The sequence below is a fragment of the Micromonospora matsumotoense genome (assembly GCF_050951065.1).
GTDB classification, from domain to species: domain Bacteria; phylum Actinomycetota; class Actinomycetes; order Mycobacteriales; family Micromonosporaceae; genus Micromonospora; species Micromonospora matsumotoensis.
Window position 1 is genome coordinate 1,280,485 of sequence record NZ_CP192025.1, and the last position, 12,731, is coordinate 1,293,215.

9 protein-coding genes, 2 tRNA genes and 1 pseudogene are annotated in these 12,731 nt (G+C 69.6%); 7 read left to right on the plus strand and 5 right to left on the minus strand.

What is annotated here, in order from left to right:
* Positions 1 to 26: 26 nt before the first annotated feature.
* The gene (locus tag ACQP1S_RS06000; RefSeq protein WP_432903904.1) at positions 27 to 1,682 is read left to right on the plus strand and encodes a copper resistance CopC/CopD family protein; all 1,656 of its coding nucleotides are present in this window, start codon (positions 27 to 29) and stop codon (positions 1,680 to 1,682) included.
* A 16-nt stretch (positions 1,683 to 1,698) separates the two neighbouring features.
* Entirely contained in the window at positions 1,699 to 2,430 is a 732-nt protein-coding gene (locus ACQP1S_RS06005) for a YcnI family copper-binding membrane protein (protein WP_091251649.1), read from the plus strand.
* Positions 2,431 to 2,601: 171 nt separating this feature from the next.
* On the opposite strand, the gene ACQP1S_RS06010 is transcribed toward ACQP1S_RS06005, so the two are convergent.
* Positions 2,602 to 3,861, minus strand: coding sequence for a glycosyltransferase family 87 protein (locus tag ACQP1S_RS06010; RefSeq protein ID WP_432903907.1), 1,260 nt, complete (start codon positions 3,859 to 3,861; stop codon positions 2,602 to 2,604).
* A gap of 106 nt (positions 3,862 to 3,967) precedes the next feature.
* On the opposite strand from ACQP1S_RS06010, the gene orn reads away from it, so the two are divergent.
* Complete coding sequence (gene orn / locus ACQP1S_RS06015; protein WP_244252394.1) at positions 3,968 to 4,525, plus strand: oligoribonuclease; 558 nt, start codon at positions 3,968 to 3,970, stop codon at positions 4,523 to 4,525.
* Between the two features lie 99 nt (positions 4,526 to 4,624).
* Positions 4,625 to 4,697: transfer RNA gene (locus ACQP1S_RS06020), tRNA-His, on the plus strand.
* A 159-nt stretch (positions 4,698 to 4,856) separates the two neighbouring features.
* Here ACQP1S_RS06020 and ACQP1S_RS06025 read toward each other — a convergent pair.
* Entirely contained in the window at positions 4,857 to 6,152 is a 1,296-nt protein-coding gene (locus tag ACQP1S_RS06025; protein ID WP_432903910.1) for an Ig-like domain-containing protein, read from the minus strand.
* A 171-nt stretch (positions 6,153 to 6,323) separates the two neighbouring features.
* Positions 6,324 to 7,598, minus strand: coding sequence for an Ig-like domain-containing protein (locus tag ACQP1S_RS06030; protein ID WP_432903913.1), 1,275 nt, complete (start codon positions 7,596 to 7,598; stop codon positions 6,324 to 6,326).
* 186 nt (positions 7,599 to 7,784) lie between these two features.
* Here ACQP1S_RS06030 and ACQP1S_RS06035 point away from each other — a divergent pair.
* Positions 7,785 to 7,860 (plus strand) — tRNA-Lys (locus ACQP1S_RS06035).
* A gap of 28 nt (positions 7,861 to 7,888) precedes the next feature.
* Here ACQP1S_RS06035 and ACQP1S_RS06040 read toward each other — a convergent pair.
* Positions 7,889 to 9,196: a site-specific integrase gene (locus ACQP1S_RS06040; protein WP_432903915.1), complete on the minus strand. Its 1,308-nt coding sequence runs from the start codon at positions 9,194 to 9,196 to the stop codon at positions 7,889 to 7,891.
* Between the two features lie 211 nt (positions 9,197 to 9,407).
* Here ACQP1S_RS06040 and ACQP1S_RS06045 point away from each other — a divergent pair.
* Both ACQP1S_RS06045 and ACQP1S_RS06050 read left to right on the plus strand, forming a co-directional pair.
* Positions 9,408 to 9,683 (plus strand): annotated as a pseudogene (locus ACQP1S_RS06045) (transposase); the annotation flags it as partial.
* A gap of 128 nt (positions 9,684 to 9,811) precedes the next feature.
* Entirely contained in the window at positions 9,812 to 11,347 is a 1,536-nt protein-coding gene (locus ACQP1S_RS06050; RefSeq protein ID WP_432903918.1) for an ISL3 family transposase, read from the plus strand.
* Positions 11,348 to 11,412: 65 nt separating this feature from the next.
* On the opposite strand, the gene ACQP1S_RS06055 is transcribed toward ACQP1S_RS06050, so the two are convergent.
* Positions 11,413 to 12,699, minus strand: a complete 1,287-nt coding sequence (locus tag ACQP1S_RS06055; RefSeq protein WP_432903921.1) for an IS256 family transposase — start codon at positions 12,697 to 12,699, stop codon at positions 11,413 to 11,415.
* Positions 12,700 to 12,731 lie beyond the last annotated feature (32 nt).

Here is a 12,731-nt window from a genome sequence, read left to right on the forward strand (position 1 = left end):
GGCCTCCGGTCAGCGAGCATGGCGGGATGAACGCCGTCGATCGTCGCTGGCTGGCCCGCGTGGGTGCCGCTGCCGGCCTACTGATCACCCTCGTCGCCCTGCTGCTCGCCCCGGCCGGGTCGGCCAGCGCCCATGCCGTGCTGTCCAGCAGCAGCCCGGTGGCCTCGGCAGTGGTGCCGAGCGCCCCGTCAGAGGTGGTGCTGACGTTCAGCGAGTCGGTCCGCAAGGTGCCCGACAAGGTGCGGGTCATCGCGCCGGACGGCTCCCGGGCCGACCGGGGCGAGCCCCGCTTCGAGGGCTCGGTGGTGACGATCGGGGTGGACCCGGCCGGCCCACAGGGCACCTACCTGGTCAGCTACCGGGTGATCTCCGCCGACAGCCACCCGGTCTCCGGGGCGTTCACCTACTCGGTGGGGGCACCGTCGACGCCGCCGACCGACGCCGGCTCGGACAGCCGGGCCGACCCGGTGGTCGGCGTGGGCGTGAAGGTGACGAAGTACCTGGGGTACGCGGGTCTGCTGCTGGTGGTCGGCCCGGCGCTGGTGCTGGCCGCGCTCTGGCCGCTGCGGCTGCCCCGGCGGGGGCCCGCCCGGCTGCTCTGGTCCGGCGCGGGGCTGCTTGCCGCCGCGACGGCGGCCGAGGTGTGGATGCAGGTGCCGTACACCGCCGGTGGGGGGTTGTTCGACGTCACCGGTGAGGGCCTGTCCGAGGTGCTGGGCAGCGGGTACGGCACCACGCACCTGATCCGGTTGGGCCTGCTCGCGGCGGCGGTCTTCCTGCTCCGGCCGTTGACCCGGGGGCCGGTGGGCCGCACCGACGGGATCATCCTGACCGGGCTGGGGGTGGCCGGGCTGTTCACCTGGCCACTGGCCGGGCACCCGGCGGCCTCCCCGGCGCCGGCGGTGTCGGTCCTCGTCGACGCGGTGCACCTGGGCAGCATGGCGGTCTGGTTGGGCGGTCTGGTGATGCTGGCCGGGTTCCTGCTGCGCCAGGCCGACGAGCGGGAGCTGGGGGCGATCCTGCCGATCTGGTCCCGCTGGGCGGCGCTGGCGGTGGCGGCACTGCTGCTGGCCGGCGTCGTGCAGGGGCTGATCGAGGTGGCCACCCTCCAGGCCCTCACCGGCACCACGTACGGTCGGCTGCTGCTCGCCAAGATCGGGCTGTTCGCGCTGGTGGTGGGGGTGGCCGCGTACTCCCGGCAGTTGGTGCGACGGCGGACCGCGGCGGCCCGGCCGGTGCCGGTGCGGCGCGCGGTCTGGGTGGAGTTGGCGATCACCGCGGTGATCCTCGGCGTCACGGCGACCCTGGTGCAGACCCCACCGGCCCGGACCGCCGTCGACGGCGGCTCCGGCGCGGACGCCGGCTACTACTCGACCACGCTGACCAGCCCGATCCTGTCGCTCCAGGTGGAGCTGGACCCGGCCGAGCGGGGCAACAACTCGATGCACCTGTACGCGTACACGCCGGACAACCGGCCGCAGCCGGTGGTGGAGTGGAAGGCCACCGCCGCGCTGCCCTCGGCCGGGGTGGAGCCGATCGACATTCCGTTGCTCAAGCTCACCGACAACCACGCGACGGGGGAGTTCAGCTTCCCGTCGGCGGGGGAGTGGCAACTGCGCTTCACGGTCCGCACGTCCGACATCGACCAGGCCACGGTGACCGCCACCGTGCCGATCAAGTAAGAAGGGCCCGTCCCAGATGATCCGTCTCCGGCGTTCCGCATCCGCCGCCGCGCTCACCCTCACCGCCGTCGCCGCCACGGTGCTCGGCTTCGCCGGGCCCGCCGCGGCGCACGTCACGGTCAACCCGAAGGAGGCGACCCAGGGCAGCTACGGTCGGTTCGCCCTGCGGGTGCCCAACGAGAGCGACACCGCCTCCACCGTCAAGATCGAGGTGAACCTGCCGGAGAACGCCCCGGTCGGTTCGGTCTCCACGATGCCGGTGCCGGGGTGGACGGTCGCGGTGGAGAAGCGCAAGGTGGACCCGCCGATCGAGGTGCACGGCAGCCAGCTCACCGAGGCGGTGTCCAAGCTGACCTGGACGGCCGCCGCCGGTGGGGGCGTCAAGCCGGGCGAGTTCCAGGAGTTCCCGATCTCGTTGGGCCCGCTGCCGCAGGTGGACAAGATGGTCCTCAAGACGCTCCAGACCTACTCCGACGGCAACGTGTCGCGCTGGATCGAGGAGCCCACGCCGGGCGCCGAGGAGCCGGAGAACCCGGCGCCGGTGCTGGCCCTGGCGGCGGCGGCCGCGTCTCCCTCGGCCGCCCCGGCGTCGGCCGCGACGGCGGCGAAGGACGACGACGATGACGACGACTCGGGTTCGACGGTGACCGTGCTGGGTGTCGTCGGGCTGTTGGCCGGGCTCGGCGGGCTCGCCCTGGGCGGGCTGGCCTTCGCCCGGACCCGGCGGGAGCCGACGCCGAAGTCCTGACCCTTACCGCCCCACCGGCCCGTCGGATCCGTCCGGCGGGCCGGACACGGTGACGGCCCTCCGCGCTGCCGACGCGGAGGGCCGTCTTCACCGGGGGATCGGTGCGCTGCGGGCCGTGACCGGCTGACACCAGATTAGCGCCAAAAGCCGGATAAGGGAATATCTGTCCGTTTAAGCGGTCGACCGGGCGGTCGGCAGTGGGTCCCGCCGGATCGGGAGCAGCGCCAGCAGCAGCAGCGCCAGCAGCACGTACGCGTTGCGGAGCAGGAACTCCCAGGGGTTGTCCGTGCGGGCCGGCGCCACCCCCCAGTCATAGAACGAGACCACCCCGTAGACGATCACTAGGCCGGTGCCGGTGGCCAGGGTGAGCAGCCGCCGACGGCGTCGCGCCCCCGCCTCGGTCTCCCGGTCGGCGTCGAGCGCGGCGTCCACCAGCACCACCACCGCCGGAATGAACCAGTAGATGTGGTGGGTCCAGGTGATCGGGCTGACCAGCCCACCGACCAGCCCGGTGAGGGTGAGGCCGGTCAACCAGTCGCCGGCCGCGGCGGCGCGGGCCGCCCGCCACAACCCGTACCCGAGGATCGCCACGACCAGGACGAGCCAGAGCAGCCGGTTCGGCTCCTGCGGCGCGTCGATCCGGCTGAGCAGCCCGAACAGCGACTGGTTGCCGGTGTAGTCGGTGCGCCCGACCCGGTCGGTGGCCCACAGCTCGTGGGTCCAGAACCGCCACGAGTCGCGGGGCGCCACCGCGGCGGCCAACAGCGTCGCCGCCGCCGCCGTGACACTCGCCACCACGGCCGCCCGCCACCGCCGGGTCACCAGCAGGTAGACGATGAAGATGCCCGGAAAGAGCTTGAGCGCCGTGGCCAGCCCGACGCCCACCCCGGCCCACCGCCGCGCCCCCGGTACGGCGAAGAGCAGATCGGCCAGGATCAGCACCACCAGCAGCATGTTGATCTGGCCGAAGGTGATCGTCTCCCGGGTGCTCTCCACCGCGAAGACCAGCAGCACCGCCACGGTGAGCGCGAACGTCCGGTGCAGACCGTGCCGGGCGATCACCGGCAACATCAGCCACCGGGTGGTGACCACGACGGCGACGCAGGTCAGCGCGGTGAAGATGACGATGGTCAGGCCCAGCGGCAGCATCCCGAACGGCCGCAGCAGCAGGGCGCTGAACGGCGGGTACGTGAAGTACAGCTCACCCTGCACCCGGTCGGGCTGCACATAGTCGTAGAGCGGATGCCCGGACGCCCACCAGTCCATCGCCCGCATGTAGATCTTCAGGTCGAAGAAGTCGTGCACCAGGCCCGGCAGGTAGAGCGCCGGCAGCACGGCCGCCAGCGCCAACACCGTGACGACCCGGCGGGCCGTACGGCTTCGCTGGTCCTCCGGGGCGCTGACGGGGGAAGCGACGGATTCGGCGGGCACGGGGAAACCCTAGCGGTCCCACCCCGCGACAGTGCCGAGGCGCGGGGACCTGGGCTGCGCGTAGGCTGTCCCGGTGGCTGACCTTCTCGTCTGGATCGACTGTGAGATGACCGGGCTCGACCTCGGCAGCGACAAGCTGATCGAGGTGGCCGCACTGGTCACCGACCCCGACCTCAACGTGCTGGGTGAGGGTGTGGACGTGGTCATCCACGCCGACGAGGCGGCCCTGGAGGCGATGCCGGAGGTCGTCCGCACCATGCACGCCAAGTCCGGCCTGACCGAGGAGGTGCGCCGCTCCACGGTCACCCTCGCCGAGGCCGAGGACCTGGTCCTGGAGTACGTCACCAGCCACGTCAAGGACCCGCGTACCGCGCCGCTGTGCGGCAACTCGATCGCCACCGACCGGGGCTTCATCGCCCGGGACATGACCCGGCTCGACGCCCACCTGCACTACCGCATGATCGACGTGTCGTCGATCAAGGAGCTGTGCCGACGCTGGTACCCCCGGGTGTACTTCGGTCAGCCGCGTAAGGGGCTGGCGCACCGGGCCCTGGCCGACATCCAGGAGAGCATCCGGGAGTTGGAGTACTACCGGCGCACCCTGTTCGTGCCGCTGCCCGGCCCGGACGTGGAGACGGCGAAGGCGATCGCCGCGCAGCTCTAGGCCGGTGCCCGTCGACGGATGGAACCCGCTGGACGGCCCCCGCCCGGGTGTGGCTATTATTAGTCCGCACCCGCCCGGGAAACCGGCGCGGACGGCATGGTGGCTGTAGCTCAGTTGGCAGAGCACCGGGTTGTGGTCCCGGTTGTCGTGGGTTCAATTCCCATCAGTCACCCGGTTGGTGGATCTGTTCCACCGCGACGCAAGCCCCCTCACCCGAGGGGGCTTGCGTCGTTTCCGGGGTCGGACAGGGGTCGACCCCCCGCACGGCCGCCCCGGACGCACACCGGCCCCCGCCGCCAGGCGGGGGCCGGTCCGTGGTCTGCCGGAGGGGTCAGGGCGTCGGCTCGGCGCTCGGCGTCCCGGTGGTGTCGTCCGGGGAGGCGGCGGCGTCCGGCTGCCCGGCGTCCGGGTCGTACGGCAGGGCGCTGCCCTTGACGTACTGGTCCCAGCTCATGTTCCAGTCGGTCCAGCCGTTGCCGTTCTGGAGCTTGCGTTCGGTGCCCTTGACCGTGATCGGGTCACCGATCTTCGTGTTGGCGAACAGCCAGGCGCCGTCCTTCATCGACACGTTCACGCAGCCGTGCGAGACGTTGGTGCTGCCCTGCTGCCCCTCCGACCAGGGGGCGGCGTGGATGAACTCGCCACCCCAGGTCAGCCGCTGGGCATAGTCGATCTTGGTGCGGTAGCCCTCCTCCGGGCCCAGCTCCGCCATCGTGTCGAAGACCGTCTTGCGGAGCTTCTCGATCACCACCATCGTGCCGCTGGACGACGGGGTGCTCTTCTTGCCGAGGCTGACCAGGATCGTCTTGACGACCCTGCCGTCCTTGCTGACGGTCATCCGCTTGTTCTTGTTGTCGACCTGCATCACCACCGACGGGCCGATCTTGACGTCCACGGTCAGGTCGGACCGGCCGTACCAGCCGTCGCCCATCGGCAGCCCGCCGGCCTGCACCCGGTACGAGACCGTGGTGCCCGGCTGCCAGAACTCCTTCGGCCGGTAGCGGACCTCGGTGGGGCTGACCCAGTGCCAGACGCCCTCCTGGGCCGGGGTGCTGGTGACCGTCATCCGGCGCTGCACGTCGTCGCGGTAGTCCTCCGGGACGGCCCGACCGAACTTCACGATCAACGGCATGCCCACGCCGACCACCTGGTTGTCGCCGAGGAAGCTGGTGACCCGCACCTGCTTGTCCGGCTTGGCCATCACGGTGAAGGCGCTGGTCGCCGTCGCCGGCTTGCCGTCCTCCCCGGTCGCCGTCACGGTGGCGGTGTACTTCTCCCCGTACTCCAGGGTGCCGCTGGGGAGCCAACTCGCGCCGTCCGCGGCGAGCTTGCCCTCGACGGCCTTGCCGGCCGCGTCGGTGAGCGCGACGGTGGTGTCCTTGGCGTCCTTGGCGGTGAAGACGATGCCGGTGGAGGCCGGGACGTCGGTGGCGTCGGCCTTCGGTTCGGTGATCGTCGCGGTGGCCTTCGGCGTGCTCTCCTCGCCGCCGCCCTGCCAGCTCGACGGCTTGTCGCCGCCCGAGCCGGTGCAAGCGGAGGTGAGGGCCAGCGCCGCGGCGAGGACCCCCGCCGCGAGCACTCGGCGTCGACCGGCAGGCCCGGTCAGGTGGTCCTGGACAACTCGCATGATTCCCTCACAGTCGTGTTCCCCGATGTCCCATCGTCCCTCACAGACGCGGCGGCACGCCCGTCGGTTGCGAAGGGTGAACTGAAACACGCCGCCGAGCGGGTGCGATGACGATGGGTCACCGGCCCGTGCCGGTCCGGGACGGCGACCAGCGCCGCCCCGGACCGGTGGTCAGACCAGCGGACCCGAGCCGCCCTGCGGAACCGGCAGCGCACTGCCCTTGACGAACTCGTCCCAGGTCAGGCTCCACGCCGTCCAACCGTTACCCGGTTCGAGCTTGCGCGGGGTGCCCTTGACCGTGATCGGGTCCCCCACCTTCGTCTGGGCGAAGAGCCAACGGCCCATGGCCATCGACACGTTGACGCAGCCGTGCGAGACGTTCCGCCGGCCCTGCACCCCCTCGGACCACGGTGCCGCGTGGATGTACTCGCCGCCCCAGGTCAGCCGCTGGGCGAAGTCGATCTCGGTGCGGTACTGGTTGGCCGGGTCTGGCTCGTCCATGGTGTCGAAGACGGTCTTCTCCTTCTTCTCCATCACCACCATGGTGCCGCTGGAGGAGGGAGTGCTCTTCTTGCCCAGGCTGACCGGCAGCGTCTTGATCAACTGGCCGCCCTGGAAGACCTCCATCTGCTTGGTGGTGTTGTCCACCTTCATCTCGAAGGACCGCCCGATCTTGGCGGTCGCCGACCGGTCGATGTTGCCGTACCGGCCGTTACTCAGCGGAATCCCGGCCAGCGCGATGCGGACGCTCAGCGTCGTCCCCGGCTGCCAGTACTCCGGCCCCCGGTAGTACGCCTGGGTGCCGCTGGACACCCAGTGCCAGGCGCCCGGCTGCGGCGGATCGGTCTTGACGAACATCCGCTTCTGGACGGCCGCCCGGTCCTTCTTCGGGATGCCCGGACTGAACTCGGCCACCACCGGCATGGCCACGCCGTAGGTCCGGTCGTCGAAGAGGTAGAGACCGGAGCCGATCATCGAGTTCGGCTTGGCCATCGTGGTGAACGTGCTCACCCCCTGCCGGGGCTGGCCGTCGGCGCCGGCACCGGTCACCGTGGCCTTGTACTTGGTGCCGTACTTCAGGGCCGACGACGGCACCCAGGAGCTACCGTCCACTCGCAGCTTGCCGTCGACCTGCTTGCCGTCACCCGTGGTGAGGGTGACCGAGGAGACCTTCCCGCCGCCCGGGAGGCCGACGCTGATCTCGGTGCTGACCGGTCTGCTCTTCGCCCCGTCGGCCGGACTGACCGTCAGGCCGTCCGCCACCGGCGCCGACGGCGACGCCCCGTCGGACTGCGCCGGGGTCACCGCCTCGGTACTGGGCGAAGCCCCGGTGCCGCTGACGAACTCGGCTTCCTTCTTCTGGTCGCCGCCGCAGCCGGCTAGAGCCAGCGACGCCGCCAGGACGAGAGCGCCCGCCATCGCCCCGCCCCGCGTGAACCTGCCCATCCCCACCTCTGTTCTCGCGTACCTGGCGGACATCGTGCCCCATGCTGACCACCGGCTCGATCCCGGACGGCCTCCATAAGGGGGATCTGAAGCCTTTTGCCCGTTAAGCTCGCCCGAAGAGTGGAGCCGGGTATCGGATTGGAACCCCACTCACGGCCCGTGCTATGTTTTCTCCGTTGCCAACGAGCGCCGCTAGCTCAACTGGCAGAGCAGCGGACTCTTAATCCGCGGGTTCGGGGTTCGAGTCCCTGGCGGCGCACCACCTCTGATCAGGCCGTATAGCCATCTGGCTATACGGTCTTGATCTTTGGGTGTCGTTTGGGTGTCACGTGGGCGCGGCCAGCCCCTGGGTGGGGCTCGCGCCTGATTCTGGTTCCTGGCAACGGTTTGGGCCGTCGGGCGGTGGGTGTTGCTGCGGTTCGTGGGTGTCGGGTGGGTGTCCGGTGCTTGCGGCCGGGGACGCGGGCTGCGGCGGCCAGGACGAGTCGGGCGGTGGCTTCGGCGACGGTGAAGTGCAGGTCGAGTAGGACGCTGGTGTAGGTGTCGGCGGTGAGCACGATGCTGGTGTGACCGAGTTGCTCCTGAACGGCTTTCAGGTCGGCGCCTGCGCTGTGGGCGAGGCTGGCCGCGCCGTGGCGCAGGTCGTGCAGACGGACGGGTGGGAGACCAGAGTCGGTCACGAGGCGCCGGAAGCGGCGGGTCAGGTAGTCCGGGTGTAGCGGCTGCCCGTCCGGTTGTGTGAAGACGTAGCCGGAGTCCGTCCAGTCGCCTGCGTGCTCTGTCTGCTCGGTGAGTTGTCGGCGGCGGTGTTGGCGCAGGATCGTGACGGTGGTGTGGTCCAGGGCGACGGTGCGGCGGCTGGCGGCGGTCTTGGGTGGGCCGACGGTGACGGTCTGGCCGTAGGCGATGCGTTGTTGGTCGATGGTGATTACCCGGCCGTCGAGGTCGACGTCGACCCAGCGCAGTCCGGCGGTTTCGCCGCGGCGGAGGCCGCGCAGGCTGATGAGCCACCACATGGCGGTTAGCCGGTCGTCGGCAGTGTGGCCGAGGAAGTGTGCCAACTGCTGGGTGGTCCAGACCGCGACTGCGTACCGTTCGCCGTGTTGGCGCCAGGCCTGTACCCGGTGGTCGGTCCAGACGCGGGCCTGGGGGCGTCGCGGTGTGGCCAGTCTGACGAATCGCGCGGGGTTGTCGCGCAGGAGCCCGTGCCGGATCGCGGCGTTGAGGGCGGAGCGCAGGGTGGCGCGGATGCGGTGCAGCGTCGACGGGGTCGGCGGCCGGCCGTGGCGGTTGGGTGTTACGGCGATGTCGGCGAACGTCGCCGTGACGTGCAGGTTGGTGAGGTCGGTCAGACGGTGGCGCCCGAGGTGGGGGATGAGCTGGTGCTCGACGTGGTCGGTGTAGGAGCGCAGTGTGCTGGGGCGGATGCCGAGGTTGGTCGACAGCCAGTAGCGCAGCCAGCGGGACACCGTCCAGGTGTCGCTGGTGCATTCCTCGGTCGACCTGGCCAGCAGCGCGTCCCGCGCCCGCTCGGCATCCCCACGGGTGAGATACCCGCCGCGTCGGACACGCTCCCGCCGTCCGGACAGGGTGCTCACCGAGCAGTGGAAGTACCAACTACCGTGACCACGCCGACTCAGCAACTCGCAGGACGACTCCAGGCGTTGCCTGGTCTCCGGATGGCGACACCCGCACCGCTTCAAAATCACTCCGTTGCCGCGCATTACCGCACCTCCAGGTTGAGTAGGTGACCTCTGCCTACCAACCTGTGCCCCTCATCAGGCCTACGTACCAGGCTCTGCCCTGGCCGCAGTCGAGGGCTTCGCCCAGTTCCTCGCGCCCCAGCCGGGAAACGCCGACAGGCTCCCGCGCTGGATCAACGAGGTTCGCGCGGTCGACCTGCCCCACCTGTACGCCTTCACTCGGGGCCTGGAGCGGGACCGCGACGCCGTGAACGCGGCGCTCACGCTTCCGTACAGCAACGGCCCCACCGAAGGCGTCAACACCAAGACCAAACGGATCGCTCGTCAAATGTACGGACGAGCAGGATTCTCCCTGCTCCGCCACCGCATCCTCCTCGGATAACAGCACGCCCGTCACCACCGAATGTGAGACAGGGCCGCTAATTTGACAGACCCCCGGGGCTGTCTCGCTAAGGGCCCTGTCTCACATTCGGTGGTGACGGAGGGTGGCAGGGCGTCGTTGTTTCCTATGTGGAGGATGCCAACAAGCTTGTACAGACGGTGTTCTCGGGGCTGTCCCCGCTGGTCATCGAGGACGTGGTCGACGAGGGTGAGCGGATCGTGGTGCGGGCCCGGACGCCGCAGGACACCGCGGTCTGCCCGGTGTGCGGGGCCTCGTCGGGACGGGTCCACGGCTATTACTGGCGGACGGTGGCCGATGTTCCGGTCGACGGGCGTCGGGTGGTGGTCCGTGTGCGGGTGCGGCGTCTGGTGTGCCCCACGCGCGGCTGCCGTCACACCTTCCGCGAGCAGGTTCCCGGGGTGCTGGAGCGATACCAGCGTCGCACGGCCCGTTTGAACAGGCAGGTCAAAGCCGTGGTCAAGGAATTAGCGGGCCGGGCAGGGTCGCGTTTGCTGGCGATTCTGGCCATGGGCCTGTCCCGTCACACGGCCCTGCGCGCCCTGCTGCGCATTCCGTTGCCCACTGGGCGGATACCCCGGGTGATCGGCGTTGACGATTTTGCTCTGCGCCGGCGGCACCGCTATGCCACCGTGGTGATCGACGCCGAGACCCATGAGCGGATCGAGGTGCTGCCCGACCGCACCGCCGACACCCTCGAAGCGTGGCTGCGTGAGCATCCCGGCGTCGAGGTGGTGTGCCGCGACGGCTCGGCCACCTACGCCGAGGCCATCCGCCGTGCTCTGCCCAACGCGGTGCAGGTCGCGGACAGGTGGCACCTGTGGCACAACCTATGCGAAGCGGCCCTGAGCGAGGTGAAGACGCACAGCACCTGCTGGGCCCCCGTACTGGACGCACCCATCTACGACGGGCCCCGCGCGCAGACGACCCTGCAACGCTGGCACCAGGTCCGTGACCTGCTCGACCAGGGAGTCGGCCTGCTCGAATCCGCCCGCCGCCTGCAGTTGTCTCTGAACACCGTCAAGCGCTACGCGCGAGCCGACCGGCCCGAGCGGATGCTCCGCGTCCCCAAGTACCGTGTCGGCCTCGTCGACCCCTACCGCGAACACCTGCGCAAACGTCGAGCCGAGGATCCCGGCGTCGGCGTCAAGCACCTCTTCGACGAGATCAAGGCCCTCGGCTTCACCGGCTGCCTCAACCTCCTGCACAAGTACATCAACCAAGGCCGCGCGGACGCCGACCGCAGCCACATCTCCCCGCGCCGGCTCGCCCGGATGATCCTCACCAGGCCCGACAACCTCAAGCCCGAGTATCGAGATCTCCTGGCACGGCTCACCGCAGCCTGCCCAGAGATGACCCACCTGGCTGCCGTAGTCGAGGGCTTCGCCGAACTCCTGACGCCTGATCCGGGAAACGCCGACCATCTCTCGCTCTGGATGGTCCAGGTCCGCGCGGTCGATCTACCTCATCTGCACGCCTTCACCAGGGGCCTGGAACGGGACCGCGACGCCGTGAACGCCGCACTCACGCTTCCCTACAGCAACGGACCCACCGAAGGCGTCAACACCAAGACCAAACGGATCGCCCGCCAAATGCACGGACGAGCAGGCTTCAGCCTGCTCCGCCACCGCATCCTCCTCGGATAACAGCACGCTCCGTCACCACCGAATGTGAGACAGGGCCTCGCTAAGGGTGTTTCCGGCGATCTTGGTTAGTAGGTTTCAGCGGCGGGGAAGCGGTCGCTGAAGGTGATGGCGAAGGCGTTCAACGCGGGTTTCCAGCGCATCGTCCATCGGGTTCGGCCGTCCCCGGTGGGGTCCAGGGACCGGGTCACCAGGTACAGACACTTCAACGCGGCCAGCTCGTTCGGGAAGTGGCCGCGGGCCTTGACCGCCCGCCGGTAGCGGGCGTTCAACGACTCGATCGCATTCGTGGAGCAGATGACCGTGCGGATCTCCAGGTCGTAGTCGAGGAACGGGATGAACTCCGCCCAGGCGTTGTCCCACAGGCGGATCACCGCCGGATACCGGGCGCCCCACTTGTCGGCCAGGTCGTCGAACGCCGCCCTTGCCGCTTGCGCGTTGACGGCGGTGTAGATCGGTTTGATGTCCCGCTTCAGCTCGTCCCAGTAGCGGCGGGACGTGAGCCGGAATGTGTTGCGGATCAGATGGATGATGCAGGTCTGCACCACCGTGCGGGGCCACACGTTCGTGACGACCTCCGGCAGGCCCTTGAGGCCGTCGCAGACGAGGAAGAACACGTCCTTCACGCCCCGGTTACGCAGGTCGGTCAGCACGCTCATCCAGAACTTCGCGCCCTCCCCGCCGGTGCCTGCCCACAGGCCGAGGATGTCCTTCTCCCCGTCGAGGGTGACCCCGATCGCGGCGTAGAAGGGCCGGTTCGCGACCTGCCCATCCCGGACCTTGACCACGATGGCGTCGATGAACACCGCCGCGTAGATCTCATCCAGCGGTCGGTGCGACCAGTCGGTCATCTCCTCGATCACCTTGTCGGTGATCCGCGAGATCGTCTCCTTCGACACCGAAGCCCCGTAGATCTCCGCGAAGTGCGCCGAAATCTCCCCCGTCGTCAACCCTTTGGCATACAGCGACAACACGACCTCGTCGACCCCCGACAACCGGCGCTGCCGCTTACGCACGATCTGCGGATCGAACGTGCCCGCCCGGTCCCGCGGCACGTCGATCTGCACCGGGCCGGTGCTGTCGGTCAGCACTGTCTTCGACCGGGTCCCGTTGCGGACGTTGCCCGAGCCGGCTCCGTCGGGTTCGTGTTTGGCATAACCGAGGTGATCGGTCATCTCCTCGTTGAGCGCGGTCTCCAGGACCGTCTTGGTCAACTGCTTGAGCAGCCCGTCCGGGCCGGTCAACGACAGCCCTTGTTCCTTCGCCGCCCGGACCAGCTCAGCGGCGGCCTTCGCCTCCGCCGACGGCTCGGGCCGCTTCTTACGTCCGGTCTGGTCATTCAGTGTCGCGGTCATCACGGCACCCTCCTCACCAGGCACAACGCCTG

Bases quoted from the DNA above. Each gene is read 5' to 3' on its own strand.
- ACQP1S_RS06005 (WP_091251649.1), top strand. From the start codon at position 1,699: ATGATCCGTCTCCGGCGTTCCGCATCCGCCGCCGCGCTCACCCTCACC.
- ACQP1S_RS06030 (WP_432903913.1), bottom strand. From the start codon at position 7,598: ATGGGCAGGTTCACGCGGGGCGGGGCGATGGCGGGCGCTCTCGTCCTG.
- ACQP1S_RS06000 (WP_432903904.1), top strand. From the start codon at position 27: ATGAACGCCGTCGATCGTCGCTGGCTGGCCCGCGTGGGTGCCGCTGCC.
- ACQP1S_RS06055 (WP_432903921.1), bottom strand. From the start codon at position 12,699: ATGACCGCGACACTGAATGACCAGACCGGACGTAAGAAGCGGCCCGAG.
- orn (WP_244252394.1), top strand. From the start codon at position 3,968: ATGACCGGGCTCGACCTCGGCAGCGACAAGCTGATCGAGGTGGCCGCA.
- ACQP1S_RS06025 (WP_432903910.1), bottom strand. From the start codon at position 6,152: ATGCGAGTTGTCCAGGACCACCTGACCGGGCCTGCCGGTCGACGCCGA.